General features: G+C 73.7%; 9 protein-coding genes. 5 read left to right on the forward strand and 4 right to left on the reverse strand.

Going from position 1 to position 17316, the window contains the following annotated elements; translation table 11 throughout:
- Positions 1 to 248: 248 nt before the first annotated feature.
- Positions 249 to 809 carry a MarR family winged helix-turn-helix transcriptional regulator gene (locus ACFV57_RS27490; protein ID WP_385237800.1) on the reverse strand — a complete coding sequence of 187 codons (561 nt, stop codon included), beginning with the start codon at positions 807 to 809 and terminating at the stop codon, positions 249 to 251.
- Between the two features lie 132 nt (positions 810 to 941).
- On the opposite strand from ACFV57_RS27490, the gene ACFV57_RS27495 reads away from it, so the two are divergent.
- Entirely contained in the window at positions 942 to 2282 is a 1341-nt protein-coding gene (locus tag ACFV57_RS27495; RefSeq protein ID WP_385237953.1) for an MFS transporter, read from the forward strand.
- Positions 2283 to 2447: 165 nt separating this feature from the next.
- Here ACFV57_RS27495 and ACFV57_RS27500 read toward each other — a convergent pair whose 3' ends face one another.
- Complete coding sequence (locus tag ACFV57_RS27500) at positions 2448 to 4232, reverse strand: SpoIIE family protein phosphatase (RefSeq protein ID WP_385237802.1); 1785 nt, start codon at positions 4230 to 4232, stop codon at positions 2448 to 2450.
- A gap of 737 nt (positions 4233 to 4969) precedes the next feature.
- Positions 4970 to 6343: an NAD(P)/FAD-dependent oxidoreductase gene (locus ACFV57_RS27505; RefSeq protein WP_385237804.1), complete on the reverse strand. Its 1374-nt coding sequence runs from the start codon at positions 6341 to 6343 to the stop codon at positions 4970 to 4972.
- A gap of 444 nt (positions 6344 to 6787) precedes the next feature.
- Between ACFV57_RS27505 and ACFV57_RS27510 the strand changes: the two genes are divergently transcribed.
- Positions 6788 to 7834, forward strand: a complete 1047-nt coding sequence (locus ACFV57_RS27510; protein ID WP_385237806.1) for a TetR family transcriptional regulator — start codon at positions 6788 to 6790, stop codon at positions 7832 to 7834.
- 769 nt (positions 7835 to 8603) lie between these two features.
- Entirely contained in the window at positions 8604 to 10484 is a 1881-nt protein-coding gene (locus tag ACFV57_RS27515) for a sigma-70 family RNA polymerase sigma factor (protein ID WP_385237807.1), read from the forward strand.
- A gap of 341 nt (positions 10485 to 10825) precedes the next feature.
- Here ACFV57_RS27515 and ACFV57_RS27520 read toward each other — a convergent pair whose 3' ends face one another.
- Entirely contained in the window at positions 10826 to 12910 is a 2085-nt protein-coding gene (locus tag ACFV57_RS27520) for an asparagine synthase-related protein (protein ID WP_385237809.1), read from the reverse strand.
- Between the two features lie 1325 nt (positions 12911 to 14235).
- Between ACFV57_RS27520 and ACFV57_RS27525 the strand changes: the two genes are divergently transcribed.
- Positions 14236 to 15705 (forward strand): MFS transporter, encoded by a 1470-nt coding sequence (locus ACFV57_RS27525; RefSeq protein WP_385237811.1) that lies wholly within the window; start codon positions 14236 to 14238, stop codon positions 15703 to 15705.
- 290 nt (positions 15706 to 15995) lie between these two features.
- Positions 15996 to 17216 (forward strand): L-2-hydroxyglutarate oxidase, encoded by a 1221-nt coding sequence (gene lhgO / locus ACFV57_RS27530; RefSeq protein WP_385237813.1) that lies wholly within the window; start codon positions 15996 to 15998, stop codon positions 17214 to 17216.
- The last annotated feature ends 100 nt before the right edge of the window (positions 17217 to 17316 follow it).

Below are 17316 nucleotides of genomic sequence, written 5' to 3' on the forward strand. Positions count from 1 at the left end.
GTTGTTCGCGCCTTCCGGCGTGATCACTACTTTAGTGCTTTTTCCCGGTGACGCATAATCGCGCCGACGATCGGAATTTCGGCATGCCGAAATTCGCCCCGTTCGGGAGTCGTGCAGTAGTGGTTGTGCCGCCGGTGCGGCGCGAGGGGCTACCGCAGAACCGTTACGGCTCCATGGCAACTCGAAGAACTCTACGTACGTCGCCAACCCATGTCAACCGCCACCGGTCAACCGGTTTTGCGCCCGCTTCAGTCCAGGTCGTTCAGCCGGCCGTCGGCGTCCGGCTGGGCGTCCTCGACGCGGCAGAGCAGGCGGGTCAGCATCGCGCCGAGCTGGCCGCGCTCCTCCGGAGAGAGGTCCTGGAGCAGGTCCTCCTCGAAGACCGAGGCCATCCGCATCGCCTCGACCCACTTCTCGCGGCCTTCCTGGGTGAGCTCGACGATCACCCGTACGCGGTTGGTCTCGTCCCGCTCCCGCGTCACCAGACCCTCGCTCGCCATCCGGTCGATGCGGTGGGTCATGGCGGCCGGGGTGAGGCCGAGGCGCTTGGCCAGTTCGCCGGGGCCCATCTGGTAGGGCGCTCCCGCGACGACGAGGGCCTTCAGCACCTCCCACTCCGCGTTGCTCATGTTGAGGGTGGCGGTCTGCCGCCCGTAGGCGACGTTCATCCGGCGGTTGAGGCGCTGCAGTGCGGAGACGACCTGCTCCACCTGGGGGTCGAGGCCTTGGAACTCGCGCTGGTAGGCCGCGATCTGTTCCTCAAGGCTCGGCTCCGCAGGACTGTGGGCCGCATCTGAGGGCTCTGACATGCCGGGAAGTATGGCACGTACCTCATTGGCGTTGAAGTCCTTCGGCATGTACTCTTTAGCTTCGAACTTTAGTGTTGAAGTCTTCAGGGTGTGACTGTCCAGTCCCCTTCGATCTGACCTAGGTAGGTGAGTGTGACCACCGCGATGGGCGCCGCGCTGCGCCGGATCCAGCTGGGCAACGCGCTGAGCGCGTTCGGCAACGGCTTCACGGTTCCGTATCTCTACGTCTATGTGGCGAAGGTGCGGGACCTCGGCGCGAGTACGGCCGGTGTCGTCCTCGCGATGCTGGCCGTCGCCGCGCTCGTCGTGCTGCCCCTGACCGGTCGGGCGATCGACCGGCGGGGTCCGCTGCCGGTGGCCGTCACGGGTGCCGTCACCGCCGCCGTCGGTTCGCTCGGACTGGGCGTGTCCACCACCGAGTCCCAGGTCATCGCCTCCGCGATCGCCCTCGGCGCCGGTATCGCGGTGATCCAGCCGGCCCTCGCGACGATGATCGTGTGGTGCTCCACGACGGTGACCCGGTCGCGGGCGTTCGCCACCCAGTTCTTCCTGAACAACCTGGGCCTGGGCATCGGCGGGCTCATCGGCGGCCTGCTGGTCGACGAGTCGGCGGCCGGCAGCTTCGTGCGGCTCTTCGCGATCGAGGCCGTGATGTTCCTGGTGCTGGGCGCGGCCGTGGCGACCGTACGGCTGCCGCGTACGCCGCGGGTCGAGGACCCGGTGCCGAGCGAGGCGCGGGCCAAGGGCGCCTGGCGCGCGCTGTTCGCCGACCGCCGCATGATGTGGCTGTGCCTGCTGGGCTTCGTGCTGTTCTTCGCCTGCTACGGCCAGTTCGAGTCGGGCCTCGCGGCGTACGCCACCGAGGTCACGCGGATCTCGCCGTCCACCCTCGGTATCGCGCTGGCCGCCAACACGGCGGCGATCGTGGCGGCCCAGTTCGTCGTGCTGAAGCTGGTCGAGCGGCGGCGGCGCAGCCGGGTGATGGCCGTGGTCGGGCTGATCTGGACCGTGGCGTGGCTGGCGGCCGGACTGTCGGGGCTGGTGCATGGTGCGCACGCGGTGGCCACCACTTTGCTGATCTCGACTTACGCCCTGTTCGGTATAGGGGAGTCGTTGCTTTCGCCGACGGTGGCCCCGCTGGTGGCCGACCTGGCGCCGGCGTCGATGGTCGGTCAGTACAACTCGGTCTTCGCTCTGGTCAAGCAGCTGGCGCTGGCGATCGGTCCGGCGGTGGGCGCCCTGCTGGTCGGCCACGGCATGGCCGCCCCGTACATCGGGATGCTGGTGCTCTGCGCCGTCGGCATCACCGTGCTGGCGCTGCGGCTGGGCCGGATGCTGAGCCCCGCGCAGGACAACCCGCACATCCGGGCCTTCACCCCGGACGCGCCGGCGGGCACGGTCACCGACACGGGGGCCGAGACGGCAGCCGACGCGGATGCGCCGCGGCGTGAGTCCGTGACGGCGGTGGCGTAAGCCTCGTAAGGCTCGAAACACGGCTGAATACGCCTGGATACGCCTGAATACGGCTGGCTCCGAACGGGCCGTTCCCTGCTCGACGCAGCAGGGAACGGCCCGTTCTTCACGTGCACCGGCCCGTCACATGCACCGGCCCGTTCCTCACATGTACCAGTACGCGCTTCACTCCCGCGGCAGCGCGAACTCGCACCACACGGCCTTGCCGCCCCCGGGCGTCCGGCGCGACCCCCACGCCGAGGCGATCGTCGCGATGATCGAGATGCCCCGGCCCGCCTCGTCGGCGGGCTCGGCCCGGCGCCGCCGCGGCAGATGGTCGTCGCCGTCGGTCACCTCGACGATCAGCCGGCGGTCCGTACGGCGCAGTCGCAGCCGCATCGGCGGTGTGCCGTGCTGGAGCGAGTTGGCGACCAGCTCGCTGGCGGCCAGGACGCCGAGGTCGTGCAGCTCCGGGGAGAAGCGCCAGGAGGCGAGCACCCCGGAGGCGAAGGCGCGGGCGCGGGGCGCCGCCTCCGTACCGCCGTGCAGTTCGAGGGCGGCGTTGTGGAACAGCTCGGCGTCGTGCCCCGTACGGGCGGGGTGCTGAAGGACCAGGACGGCCACGTCGTCGTCATGGTCGGTGGTGATGCCGAGCGCGCGCAGCAGCCGGTCGCAGACGATGTCCGGCGCGCCGGTCGCGCCCGCGAAGGCGCGCTCCAGAGCCTCCACGCCGTGGTCGATGTCCTTGTCACGGCGCTCGACCAGACCGTCCGTATAGAGGACAGCGCTCGAACCGGGCCCCAGCGGGACGCTGCCGGAGGTGTGCAGCCAGCCGCCGGTGCCCAGCGGCGGGCCGGTCGGCTCGGCGGCGCGGTGCACCGTCCCCTCGGCGTCGCGCACCAGGATGGGCAGATGGCCGGCGGAGGAGTAGACCAGACGGCCCTCGTTCGGGTCGTGGACCGCGTAGACGCAGGTCGCGATCTGGCTGGCGTCGATCTCGGCGGCCAGCCCGTCCAGCAGCTGGAGGACCTCGTGGGGCGGCAGGTCGAGGCGGGCATAGGCGCGGACCGCGGTGCGCAGCTGTCCCATGACGGCGGCGGCGCGCACGCCACGGCCCATGACGTCGCCGATGACCAGGGCCGTACGCCCGGCGCCGAGGGTGATGACGTCGTACCAGTCGCCGCCGACCGCGGCGTCCGTGCCGCCCGGCTGGTACGTCGCGGCGACCCGCAGGTCGTCCGGCTGCTCCAGCTCCTGGGGCAGCAGGGAGCGTTGCAGCGTCACGGCCGCGGCGCGCTGGCGTGCCTCGCTGGCGCGCAGCCGTTCGGTGGACTCCACCTGGTCGGTGACGTCGGCGCCGAAGACGAGCACGCCCTTGTGCGGCGCCACGCAGGCGACCTCGGGGTCGGGTGCCGGTCCGCTGGCGGCGACCTCGATGGGGGTGCAGGTGAAGGTGTAGTACCCGTCGCGGGACTGGTCGGCGCCGGCGCCGCCGGGCACCCTGCGGGCCTTGACCGTACGGGGGCGGCCGCTGCGCAGCACCTGGTCCATCAGCGGGAGCAGGCCGAGCGCGTCCAGCTCGGGCAGTGCCTCGCGCGCGGTGGCGCCGGGCGGGCGGGCGCCGAAGACGGTGGCGTACGCGCCGTTGACGTACGCGATGCGGTGCTCGGGGCCGTACACGACGGCCACCAGGGCGGGGACCTTGCCGAGGATGTCGTGGACGGACAGCGCGTCGACGCTGGGCGTGCGGGCCGGGGCGGCGGGCGAACCGGCGTCGGCCGCACCGGAGTCGCCGTGGTCGGCGCGGGCCGCGGGGACCGCGCCGGGGACGGCACCCGGCGGGCCGCCCGGAGGCGGGGTGGCGGACGCGCCCGGCGCGGCGGACGCGGACGTCGGCGCGGCGCGGTCGGGCCGGACGGCACCGCGTCGCTGGGTGCCGGGGAGACGGGCGCTCCAGCGCGTGAAGTTCACGGAGGGGTACCTCTTACTTCGCGTCGTCGCGCGGGGTCGGGCCGTCGGCTCGGGAGGACTCCCCGCGGGCACGCCGAGGGGAGGACGCCCGTCCGGCGGACGCGGGGAGCGGTGTCGGCTGGGGGCACGCTCGGCGCCCCCTGGCGGATTGCAGCAAACGTCCAGAATCCTCGTGATTGTCACTCTTCGCAGATACGAGCCCACCCATGGTCACACGTCCAGTGTGGCCGACCGGACTGACATCCGTCAGACGCCGGGGGCACGAGGTGGAGTTCCTGGCTCCGGCTACGGGCGGCATCGGCCCCGGTGACCGTACGGGCAGGGGCCCGGCCGGCAGGGCGTACGACCAGGGCCGGGGCAGCACGCCGTACGGCCGGGGCGGCGCGTCCCGGCAGGTCGTACGGCCGGGGGACCCGGTTCTGACGGCCCGTACGGCGGTCGGCTGCCGGGTGACCGCTGTCGGTTGGCGAGTGACCACGATTGATCGACGTCCCGCCGGACGGGTGACCACTGATGGCTGACAGGTGACCACGATTGACCGGCAGGGCGGGGGACTCCGATGGGGTCGCCGATGGGGACGCCGATCGCATGGACGGCGGCGTGGCTGATGGCGTGGCCGTCGGCATGGCCGATGGATTCGGCCTGCTCGATGGCCTCGGCTCGGCCGACGGCCGCAGCCCGGTTACGCCCCCGCACGGAGGGAGCCCGCGGCACGGCCGCCCTCCGGCGACGGCCCGTCAGCTCGCCTCGTTGTGGCGGCCGGTGCCCGCGGCCAGTTCGAACTCGGCGCGCGGATGTTCCAGCGAGCCGAGCGAAACGATTTCCCTCTTGAACAGCCCGGCGAGCGTCCACTCGGCGAGCACCCGCGCCTTCCGGTTGAAGGTGGGCACCCGGCTCAGGTGGTACACACGGTGCATGAACCACGCCGGATAGCCCTTGAGGCGGCGCCCGTAGACGTGCGCGACGCCCTTGTGCAGCCCCAGTGAGGCGACCGACCCGGCGTACTTGTGCGCGTAGTCCACGACGGGCCCGCCGCGTACCGTCGCCGCGACGTTCTCGGCCAGCACCCGCGCCTGGCGGACTGCGTGCTGGGCGTTGGGCGCGCACTCCTTGTGCGGCTCGTCCGGCTCGGCAGGCCGCTCCGCCGTCAGGTCCGGCACCGCCGCCGCGTCACCCGCCGACCAGGCGTGCTCGACACCGTCGACCCGCAACGCGGCGGTGCACCTGAGCCGGCCGCGCTCGGTGCGCGGCAGGCCGGACGCGGCGATGACCGGGTGTGGTTTGACGCCCGCGGTCCACACGAGAGTGCGAGCCGGGAAACGCGCGCCGTCACTCAGGACGGCGACCCGCTCCTGGTACGACTCCAGCCGCGTCTCCAGCCGTACGTCGATGTTGCGCGCCCGCAGCTCCCGCACCGCGTACTGCCCCATCTCCGTGCCCACCTCCGGCAGGATGCGGCCGGTCGCCTCGACCAGAATCCACTTCATGTCGCCGGGCTCGACGTTGTGGTAGTACCGCGAGGCGTAGCGCGCCATGTCCTCCAGTTCCGCGAGGGCCTCCACGCCCGCGTAGCCGCCGCCGACGAAGACGAAGGTCAGGGCGGCGTCGCGGATCGCGGGGTCGCGCGTTGAGGAGGCGATGTCGAGCTGCTCCAGTACGTGGTTGCGCAGGCCGATGGCCTCCTCGACGGTCTTGAAGCCGATGCCGCCCTCGGCGAGGCCGGGAACCGGCAGGGCACGGGAGACGGAGCCGGGCGCCAGCACCAGCTCGTCGTAGGACAGTTGCAGTCCGCCGGTGCCGTCCTCCGCGGTGGCCGGCGTCTCGATCGTGGCGCAGCGCGCGCTGTGGTCGATCGCGGTGACCTCACCGACGACGACCTTGCAGTGCGGCAGCACCCGGCGCAGCGGTACGACGACATGCCGCGGCGAGATGGAGCCGGCCGCGGCCTCCGGCAGGAACGGCTGATAGGTCATGTACGGATCGGGATCGACCACGACCACCTCGACGGCCGCCCGCCGCAGTTCCTGCTTCAGTTTCCGCTGGAGGCGCAGGGCCGTGTACATCCCCACGTAGCCACCACCGACAACGAGAATGCGCGCCGGTTCCTTCACAGAGGTTCTCCTCGCGACATCGAAAGGCCGGCCCGCGCGCGTTGCCGCCGCCGGTCGGCCGGCTTGCCACCACCAGGCACTGCGTCCCCAGAAGGACACAGCACTGTTCCATGACGCACCGGCGACACGGCTTTGTCCACAGGCCCGGCGAAATGTATGACCGATCGGGCATCTGGGGCCGGAAGGCCAAGTTCCGCGCCGCCGACCGCAGGAGTGCAGGTCAAGCGGTGGGTACGCGGCGCGGGGAGGGTACGGAATCGGGGCGGATCGGGGCCGTATTCCGATCGGTGCACGGACTGTGCGGAACTGCCCCCTTCATTCTTGACCTGGGCTCAACTATGTTCGTACCTCGTTGGGGTGCAACCTCTCGTCGTCACGTCGTTACGCCCCAGCAGTCAGGGCGGGGAGTCTCCGGGGGGAGACGTCATTACCGGGGGATCATCTATGCACATTCAGGGCTCTCAATGGCCGACTGCCGTAACTGCCACCGCACACGGACCCGAGGGCAGGGGAAACGGCACCACGCACTCCGGCGCCGGTGGCCGGAGCACACCGCTGCGGGTGGACGCGCAGCGCAATCTTGAGCACGTCCTACGGGCGGCGCGCGAGGTCTTCGGCGAGCTGGGCTACGGCGCGCCGATGGAGGACGTGGCGCGGCGTGCCCGCGTCGGGGTGGGCACCGTCTACCGGCGCTTCCCGAGCAAGGACGTGCTGGTCCGGCGAATAGCCGAGGAGGAGACCTCCAGGCTGACCGACCAGGCCCGTACGGCGCTCGGCCAGGAGGAGGACCCGTGGTCGGCGCTGTCGCGCTTCCTGCGGACCTCGGTCGCCTCCGGGGCCGGTCGGCTGCTGCCGCCGAGCATATTGCGGGTCAGCGCCGACACTCCGGCCCCGGGCGGCCTGCCGGGCGGTTCCGGTGACGCGGACGCGCGGGTGCCGCACCAGCGCCAGGCGTACGGGCCGGACGCCGGGCCGGGCGGTGTCCAGGCCGCTGTCCGTACGGACGGCGGGCCCGGGGCGTCGGCGGTACCGGCGGTCGCGGCCGGCGTGCCGACCGTGTCGGCGGACCTTCCGGCCGGTGTGCCGGGGGCGCTGACGGCCGACGTACCGGCGGAGTACCGCGTGATCGCACAGCGCGGCGCACCCGAGGCGGAGTCCTCGGAGGCGCCGGCAGCGGTCGCCAACGGGGTTCCCGGCGGCACGCCCAACGGCGTGCCCGCACGGAGCGCGGCCGCCACCGGCGCGCTGGAGGCACCGTCCGGCGAGTCCACGGCGGACGGTGGCGCCCAGGCGCTGCTGGAGGTCGTCGGACAGCTCGTCGAGCGGGCGCGCGAGGCGGGCGAGCTGCGGGCGGACGTGACGGTCGCCGACGTACTGCTCGTCATCGCCACGGGCGCACCGTCCCTTCCGGACCCGGCCCAGCAGCAGGCCGCCTCGGCGCGGCTGCTGGAGATCCTGCTGGAGGGGCTGCGGTCGCGGCCTGTGGGGTGAGTGGCGCGGGCGGGCCTGGTTGGTTGCAGGTGCGTCCGTCGTCGTGAAAGCGCGTGGGCGGGGTGTGGGGCCGGCTGTGGCCGGTGCCGCGCCCCGTTCCCGTTTCGGGGGCCCGGTCGCGGGGCCGGTCGTGCGTCCGCGCCCGCTCGCGGCCTGGTCACCGGACGTGGGCCGGACGAGTCTTCCCCGTACGAGTGACCTCTAGTGCTCCCGGGGTCGAACTCGCCCCGGACGAGTGGTTGGTGTGGTTGCCGGACAAGTCCGGCGCCTCCCTGTGGCACGCTTGCGCGGTGTTACCGCAGTGACGGCGTGTTCGGGGGCCTCGGCGATGAATGTGGACGGGCGGGACGAGCAGCGCGACGGCGAGGCCGGGGCGGTCGGCGGTGCGGGGGGCAAAGCCGGGCCGCGCGCACACCAGGTGCCCGGCCAGGCGGGCCCCCGCCGGTCGGACGGCGGGGCCGTGGGTGGCGCGGACGCGTCGGCCCCTTCCATGGAGCGGCACGACCGCGCGCAGGACGAGATCCGGCCCGGAACGGGCGAACGGGGCGAAGCGGCCGGACGAAGCGGTCCGGCCGATCGAAGTGGTCCGGTCGATCGAAGTGGTCCGGTCGATCGAAGTGGTCCCGCCGGACGAAGCGTTCCTCCGCAGTGGGAGCGGGAGGATGCGCCGGAGCGGGGAAGCGCGCGGGGGGTGCGGGGCCGGGGGGCCCACCGTAAGCCGAGTGGTGGGAAGGGTTCCGGGGCGGACGGGGCGGCCGAGGTGGCTGAGATGGACGGAGCGGCTGGGCAGGAGGGGGCTGGGCAGGACGGGGCGGTACAGCAGCCCGGTCCGTCGCCCTCGGACAGCGAGTTGGTCGTCCGTATGCGAAGCGGCGAGGACAGCGCATACGAGGAGCTCTACCGACGGCACGCCGACGCGGTGCGGCGCTACGCGCGCAGCTGCTGCCGGGACGCGCACACCGCCGACGACCTGACCGGCGAGGTCTTCGCCCGCACCCTCCAGGCGGTACGCGGCGGGTCCGGCCCGGACTCGGCAGTACGCGCCTACCTGCTGACCACCGTCCGCCGGGTGGCCGCCTCCTGGGGGAAGACCGCGAAGCGCGAGCAGCTGATCGAGGACTTCGCCGTGTTCGCGGTGTCGGCGGCCGGCTCCACCCTGGACGACGACACGCTCGACCTCGGCGCGGACGTACGCGCCATGCACGAAGCCGAACAGTCCATGGCCGTACGGGCGTTCCGCAGCCTGCCGGAGCGCTATCAGACCGTGCTGTGGCACACCACGATCGAGGACGAGTCGCCGAGCGAGGTGGCGCCGCTGCTCGGGCTGTCGGCCAACGCCACCGCCGTACTGGCCCACCGCGCCCGCGAGGGCCTCAAGCAGGCGTACCTCCAGGCGCATGTGAACCGTTCGCTGACCGCCGAGGGCGACTGCGCGCGGTACGCGGACCGGCTCGGCGCGTATGCCCGGGGCGGACTGCGCATGCGGGCCGAGCGCGGGCTGCGCAAGCATTTGGAGGACTGCGCCCGGTGCCGTACGGCCGCTTCGGAGGTCGCGGACGTCAACGAGCACATCCGCGTCGTCCTGCCGGTCGCGGTCATCGGCTGGTTCGCCACCGGGTACGCGCTCAAGGGGGCCGCCGCGGTGGTGGGGCTCGGTGGCGCCGGAGCGGCGGCCGGTGCGGCTGCGGCGGCTGGTGGTGCGGGTGCCGGGGCGGGTGCGGGTGCTGGGGCCGGTGGGGCTGGTGCTGCCGCGGGAGCCGGTGGGGCCGCGGGGGCGGGCGCTGGTGGGGCGAGCGGGGCGGGTGGGGCCGGTGCCGCGGTGGGCGAGGGGCTCGGCGCGCCCGCGAAGGTGGCCGTCGGCGCGGGCGTGGTGATCGTGGCGGGTGCCGCGCTCGCGCTGGCGCTGATCGGCGATCCACAGCCCAAGCCGCAGACGCAGGCCAAGCAGCCCGGCGCGTCCTCGGTCGCCCCACAACCCCCCGAGTCACAACCGCCGGAGCGCGCGCCGGAACAGCCGCCCCCGACGCCCGACCCCACGCCGTCGAAGCCGACGCCCGGCCCCACCGACTCGCCCCGGCCGGAGCCGAAGCCGTCACCGACCCCCACGGAGTCCTCGCCCACGCCCGCGCCCGAACCGCCGCACACCCCCGCGCCGTCCGAACCGCCCCCGCACTCCCCGAGGCCCAGGCCGACGCCGACCCCGCCGGCGCCCGCCCCGTCCCCGTACCAGATCAACAGGTTGACGTGGGACATCCTGGGCGACGGCACGAAGCCCGAGGTGCGCTCGGCGGCCAGCAGCTGGTTGTGGCAGCGGCAGGGGCTGCGCATCGGCGGCAAGAAGTACCGGCACGGGGTGACCGTGCACGCGCCGTCGTCCGTGACCATCGACCTGCACCGGCAGTGCACGGCGTACGACGCCTTCGTCGGCGTGGACGACCTGGGGCTCGGCCTGGGCGCGCTGCGCTTCTCCGTGTACGCGGACGGGCAGCGGCTCTGGCGCTCGGGAGTCGTACGCGGTGGGCAGCCCGCCGTGCCCGTGCACGTGCCGTTGACGGGTCACAAGACGCTGCGGCTGGTCGTCGAGCCCGGCTCCGCCAACACGGTGTGGTTCCTGGGCGACTGGGCCCAGTCACAGATCACCTGCCGTTGAGCGTTCCGTCAGGTCGCGGCCGTGGGGCTGCCAGGTCCGTCCGGTGGGGCCGGTCCGACCCGACGGGCCGGTCCGGCCGTCGGGCCGTCGGGCCGCGTCCCGTCAGGCGCGTCCGTATCGACGTACGGCCTCGTGACGACGCGCCGCATCCGTACCGACGCCCCGCACCCGTACCGACGTACCGCCGCCGTATCGACGTACGCCTCCGTACCGACGAGCCACATCCGTACCGACGAACCGCTCCCGTACCGGCGAACCGTCCCCGTATCGACGTACGCCCCCGTACCGACGAACCCCGCCCGTACCGACGTACCTCCCGCCCGCCGCACCCCCGCCCCGCCTCAGAGACCGGGCCGTGGCGTCACCCCGCCCGCCACCGCGCGCTGGCGGGGGGCGGCCGTGCCCGTCCAGCACGTGCCGCGGCGGGCGAGCAGGCGCCGTAGCCACAGTTCGGTGGAGACGAGTTCGGCGAGACCGTCCAGCGGGACCGGGGCGCCCTCGGCCGCCGCCCGCAGGGCCTTCCGTACGACCCGTGCCTCGACCAGGCCCGCGTCGGCGAGCAGCGGGGTGTCGAAGAGGCCGACCACGTCCCCGATGGAGGTACGCAGACCGGCCCGTACGGCGGCCGCGTGCGTGATGTGTGACGTGGCGCCCCAGCCGGGCGGCAGGTCCCGGATGCCCGCTCCAGAGAGGACGGCGCGCAACACCGCGGCTCGCGCGCCGGGTTGCACGCGCAGCGTGTCCGGAAGCGCGCGGCAGGCCAGCACCACCTGGTTGTCCAGGAAGGGGGCGTGCAGCCGTTGGTTGCGTACCTCCACGGCCTGTTCGAAGATCCGGTGATCGGCGGCGTGCCGGGCCAGCGCGGCGCGTGCCCGGCGCTCCCCCGGCCGCCCCACGGCGGGCGTCCGGGCCGCCGCGGCATTGAGCCGAACCGATACTTCAGCCAGCGCCTCCCCCGTGAGCCAACGCGCCGCGGGCCCGGGGCGGCACCACGACAGCGCCGCCAGGGACGCGTCCACCGCCCCGCCGCCCGCCACCGGCTCGTCGGTGAACTGCCGCTCCCTCAGGCGCGTCGCCGTATCGGCGATCCCCGCCCCGTAGGTCGTACGGGCCAGCTTGCGGGCGGCGCGGTACACGGTGAACGGCACCAGCGCGGACTGCGACAGCGGCCCGTCGGCCTTGGCCAACGCCGTGACGGGCCGCAGCAGATGGCGTCTACGGCGGTCCATGAGCAGGTCGGCGAGGCGCGCCGGATGGGCGTCCAGGACCTGCCGCGCGCCGGCCCCGACGAAGTGGTCCGCGCTGCCCGCCAGCAACCGCCGCCGGTGGCGTCCGGCCGTGATGAGCGACGGTCCCGGCTCGTCCGTGAGTGCTCCGCCTTCCAGGTCCGCATACGGGAGGGCCTCCTCACCCGCCGCGACGACCACATGGCGCAGACGCGGGTTGGCGGCGATACTGCGGGCCCGTTCCAGCTCGGCTTCCCTGTACGGCTTGCCCCCGTGGGTGGCGCGGTCGTTGAAGGTGACGGCCAGGAGGCGTTCGCCGCGCCCGTTGACCGTGCCGGGCACTCCGGGCAGCCCGGCGGCGAGCAGCGCCAGAGTGGCGGACGCGCTCCCTCCGGAGAGGTCGGCGCCGACGCCGGGGACCGGTGCGCCGCGCGCGGCCCGCCGTTCGGCCGGGCCCATGCCCGGCACGGGCCCCGGGTCCAGGCCGCTGAGCCCGTCCGGGTCCGGGGCGTGCCGGGGGCCGGACAGCCGCGCCCGTACGGCCTCGATCAGCGCGTCCCGTACGCCGTCCACGGCCTGCTCCGGCGGCAGTTGGGGCGCGGAGACCGCCAGCGAGGTCGTCGGCTCGTAGGAGGTGATGTCGCTGCTGCCGCCGCGCAGGACGAGCGCGTGGCCGGGCGGCACCCGCCGTACGCCCTCGTACGGCGTGCCGGCGCCGAGCGCTTCCGGCGCGTCCGGGCAGGCCAGCAGCGCGGCCAGGTGCCCGACGTCCAGGTTGGCCTCGATCAGGTCGGCGAGCGGGAGGGCGGCGGTGGCGTACGCCGTTCCGCCCGCCCACGGGGTGTGGAAGACCGGGCGCGCGCCCGCCAGGTCGCCGGTGACCGTCACGCGCCTGCCCACCTGGACGACGGCCGTGTAGCTGCCGGGCCAGGCGGTGAGGTGGCGCAGCGCGCCCCCACGGGCCGCGAAGAGGCCCACGCGCAGTTGGTCGTCGGTGGCGCCGCAGACCCCGAAGACGGCGAGCCGGGTCTCCGCGTCGGCCTGGACGACGCGCACCTCGTCGGGGCGCCAGTCGCCCACCGCCCACAGCGGGTCGGGGTCGCCCCACAGAAGCTGGGCGCCTACGGGGAGGACCGTACGGGCCTCCTCGGTGGGGGCCGGTCCCGTGGAGGTACTGCTCCACCCCACCAACCAGCGCATCGCCGCCTCCACCCTGTTCGCCGCCGCCGGGCGGCCCCCGTCCGTCCGCCGACGCGGAGGCCCCGCCCACCTCAGGAGCGACCCTGATGGTCGGCAGGGTGGACCGGACCGCCGCTCCGCACAGCGGATTGCCAAGCCGTTGCCAAGCTGTTGTGCCGCCCATGCTGCCATGACAGCGGCATTCGGGAGGCGCCAAAGAGAGCCTGTATACGGGGGTGTTCGGAAGACGTTACCGAGTGTGGACGGGACCGGTTCGGGACGAGTTCGCGGCCGGTGGGACGCGGTGGGGGGTCCGGTGGTGTATGAGGCGCCTCGCTTCGGCGCGCGGGGAGGCGGTACGCGGCGGGCCGGGCGGGGTGGAGGTGAGGCCGCGGGGAGCGGAAGGCCCGTAGGCAGCCCCGTAGGACCCGTACGACCCGTGCGCCCTGCCGGAGCGGCCGTACGCCCTTGGAGAGACGCCATACGCCCCGAACAGACGCCATCGTCCCCGAACAACCGAACACCGGAAACTACGCGCCCCCGCCGGGACCCCGCCCCCGTCAGAAACAGCGTCCCCGCCAGAAACAGCACCCTCGCCCCGACGGGAACAGCGCCCAGCCCGGACGATCACGTCCCTCCCGTACGGCGACCGCGGCTCCCTCGTACGACGACCCCGGCCCTCCCGTACGTGACGCGCGCCTCTCCGTACGACGATCATGGCGCTCCGCGCACGAAGCCGTCACAGCCCCGCCGTACCGCCCGCCCCCGGGCACGCTCCCGCCCCCGCAGACAAACCCTCGTACGTCGATTTTCGGCCAAAATCTGTGCGGCGCATCTCAGTTGGCCCGATACCGGCCAGGCCGCCCCCGGGGACCGGGCGATCACCCCCCAGGCGGCCCCGCCGAACCCCCGGGAGCGCCCCGGCACGCCGCGCCGAACGGCCGGGCTCCGTCCCCACCGCCACGGGGGTCACACGGACACCCACCAGGCCGCCTCGGCGGGCCCTTCCCGCAAATGCGACAGTCCGGGAGGCGGGACTCGCCCCCCGGACCGGACCGCCACCCGCGGGGAATGAGGTGGCGGTGTCCCCCAGCCCACTGGATCCAGTGCAGCGGGCCGACCCACGCAGCTCCCATGGAAGCGCTCCCGTCCCAACCCGGGCAGCGCGCACGTACGGGCGCACGGCAACACGTACCCGGAGCACATGCCAAACCCCCTACAGCGGCTTGGACTTGAAACCCGCCATCCGGGACATCGGCCCTTAACGGTAGGGATTCGGCGAACTACTCTGGGTGGACGCATACCCCGGGGTACCGGGGCTGCCGTCGCTTTGTCGAGGGGTGCGCATGTCAAGGGATATACGCGGGCCGAACGAGAAGCTCGGCACCGTTCTCGCCCTCGCGGGGATCAGCAACGCCGGGCTCGCCCGCCGGGTCAACGACCTCGGGGCGCAGCGCGGGTTGACGCTTCGCTACGACAAGACGTCGGTGGCCCGGTGGGTGTCGAAGGGCATGGTGCCGCAGGGCGCCGCGCCCCACCTGATTGCCGCCGCGATAGCCGGCAAGCTCGGCCGCCCGGTACCGCTCCACGAGATCGGGCTGGCCGACGCCGACCCTGCCCCTGAGGTGGGCCTGGCCTTCCCGCGCGACGTGGGCGCCGCGGTCCGCTCCGCGACCGAGCTGTACCGCCTCGACCTGGCCGGACGCCGCGGCGGCGGGGGCATCTGGCAGAGTCTGGCCGGATCCTTCTCGGTGAGCGCGTACGCGACACCGGCCTCGCGGTGGCTGATATCCCCGGCTGACAGTTCCGTCGCGCGCGAAGCACCTGACCTGCGGGAAGTACGGGACACCAACGGCACGGCGGGCAAGGACGGCGCCCCCGGAGCGGACACCGCGCCTTTGCACGTCGGCCACAGCGACGTCACCAAACTGCGGGAGGCCGCCGAGGACGCGCGCCGCTGGGACTCCAAGTACGGCGGCGGCGACTGGCGCTCCTCGATGGTGCCCGAGTGCCTGCGGGTGGACGCGGCACCGCTGCTCCTCGCCTCGTACAGCGACGAGGTGGGCAGAGCGCTCTTCGGGGCGACCTCCGAGCTGACCAGGCTCGCGGGCTGGATGGCCTTCGACACCGGGCAGCAGGAGGCGGCCCAGCGGTACTACATCCAGGCGCTGCGCCTGGCGCGGGCCGCCGCCGACGTCCCGCTGGGGGGATATGTCCTGGCCTCGATGTCGCTCCAGGCGACCTACCGCGGCTTCGCCGACGAGGGCGTCGACCTGGCGCAGGCCGCCCTCGAACGCAACCGCGGCCTGGCCACCGCCCGCACGATGAGCTTCTTCCGCCTGGTGGAGGCACGGGCGCAGGCCAAGGCCAACGAGTCGCGCGCCTGCGAGGTGGCCCTGAAGGCCGCCGAGGGCTGGCTGGAGCGTTCCCGCGAGGGCGACCCGGACCCGTCCTGGCTGGACTTCTACTCGTACGAGCGCTTCGCCGCCGACGCGGCCGAGTGCTACCGGGACCTGCGGCTGCCCCGCCAGGTGCGGCGCTTCACGGAGCAGGCGCTGTCCCGCCCCACGGAGGAGTACGTCCGCTCGCACGGGCTGCGGCTGGTCGTCTCCGCGGTGGCCGAGCTGGAGTCCGGCAACCTGGACGCGGCCTGCGCGGCCGGCACACGGGCGGTCGAGGTCGCGGGCCGCATCTCGTCGGCCCGCACGACCGAGTACGTACGTGATCTCCTGCACCGCCTGGAGCCGTACGGGGACGAGCCCCGCGTCGTGGAACTGCGCGAGCGGGCGCGGCCGCTGCTCGTCGCGCCGGCGTAGGGCGCGGGGCTGAGACGGGTGTGAGAGCGGAGGCGTAGAGGGGTAGGGAACCGGGTGCGGGGGCGGAGATCGTGGCCCCGGGACCAGGGGCGGAGACGGGAGTGGGTCCGGGTGCGGGGGCCGGTCGAGTGCGAGCGTGAACGCGGGCGCGAACGCGGGCGCGAACGCTGCCCGTGCTCCCCCTCCCCCGGCTGCTCACCCCCACCGCCCGCACTCCTCTCCCGGCCGGTTGTCAGACCCCCCGGTCATGATGGGATACGTCTGGTTCCAGGGATTCCAGGGGAGGTGCTGTGATGGCGTACGACTGCGACGTACTGGTGATCGGTGCCGGCATCGTCGGACTCTCGACGGCTTACGCGATCACGCGCGCCGCTCCCGGCACCCGGGTGGCCGTCCTGGAGAAGGAGCCGGGCCCCGCCCGCCACCAGACCGGCCGCAACAGCGGCGTGATCCACAGCGGCATCTACTACCCGCCCGGCTCCCTGAAGGCCCGCTTCGCGCTCCAGGGCTCCGCGGAGATGATCAAGTTCTGTCTCGACCACGGCATCCCGCACCAGGTCACGGGCAAGCTGATCGTCGCCACCGACCGCAGTGAGCTGCCCCGCCTGCACGGCCTGATCCAGCGCGGCCGGGAGCACGGCATCCCGGTGCGCGAGCTCGGCCCCGCCCAGCTCGCGACGTACGAGCCCGAGGTCAGCGGCCTGGCCGCCATCCACGTCGGCACCACCGGCATAGCCGACTTCGGCGCCGTAGCCCACCGCTTCGCCGCCCTCGCGACGGACGCGGGCGCCCACATCGCGTACGGCAGCGAGGTCACCACCATCGGCCGCCGCCCCGGCCGCGTCGCGGTGCGGACGGCCTCCGGCGCGGTCTTCCGCGCCCGCACCCTGGTCAACTGCGCCGGCCTGCACTGCGACCGCATCGCGCGCCTGGCGGGCGACGCGCCGGCCATGCGCATCGTCCCCTTCCGCGGGGAGTACTACACCCTCGCCCCGTCCCGCGCCTCTCTGGTGCGCGGCCTGGTCTACCCGGTCCCCGACCCGGCCTTCCCGTTCCTCGGCGTGCACCTCACCCGCGGCATCGACGGCTCCGTCCACATCGGCCCCAACGCGGTCCCCGCCCTCGCCCGCGAGGGCTACGACTGGCGCACCGTCCGCCCCGCCGAACTGGCCGGCACCCTGGCGTACCGCGGCTCCTGGCACATAGCCCGCCGCCACTGGCGCTACGGCACCGGCGAACTGCGCCGCTCCCTCTCCCGCCGCGCCTTCACCGAAGCGGTCCAGCGCCTGCTGCCGGCGGTCCGCGAGGAGGATCTCCGGCCGTCCCCCGCCGGCGTGCGCGCCCAGGCCGTACTGCCCGACGGCACTCTCGCCGACGACTTCCTCATCACCGAGTCCCCGTCCGCCGTCCACGTCCTCAACGCTCCGTCCCCGGCCGCCACGGCCTCCCTCCCCATCGGCAGGGAGATAGCCGAGAGGGCCCTGCGGATGCTGGAGACGTCGGACGGCTGAGGGCCGGGGCGGGATCGTACGGCCGGGGGCAGGCCTGGGCGTGCGTACGGCAGAGCCCGGCCGGGGCGCGTACGGCAGAGCCCGGCCGGGGCGCGTACGG

It is taken from the genome of Streptomyces sp. NPDC059788 (assembly GCF_042732265.1).
GTDB lineage: Bacteria > Actinomycetota > Actinomycetes > Streptomycetales > Streptomycetaceae > Streptomyces.

Bases quoted from the DNA above. Each gene is read 5' to 3' on its own strand.
- ACFV57_RS27490 (WP_385237800.1), bottom strand. From the start codon at position 809: ATGTCAGAGCCCTCAGATGCGGCCCACAGTCCTGCGGAGCCGAGCCTT.
- ACFV57_RS27520 (WP_385237809.1), bottom strand. From the start codon at position 12,910: ATGCGCTGGTTGGTGGGGTGGAGCAGTACCTCCACGGGACCGGCCCCC.
- ACFV57_RS27510 (WP_385237806.1), top strand. From the start codon at position 6,788: ATGCACATTCAGGGCTCTCAATGGCCGACTGCCGTAACTGCCACCGCA.
- ACFV57_RS27515 (WP_385237807.1), top strand. From the start codon at position 8,604: ATGGACGGAGCGGCTGGGCAGGAGGGGGCTGGGCAGGACGGGGCGGTA.
- ACFV57_RS27525 (WP_385237811.1), top strand. From the start codon at position 14,236: ATGTCAAGGGATATACGCGGGCCGAACGAGAAGCTCGGCACCGTTCTC.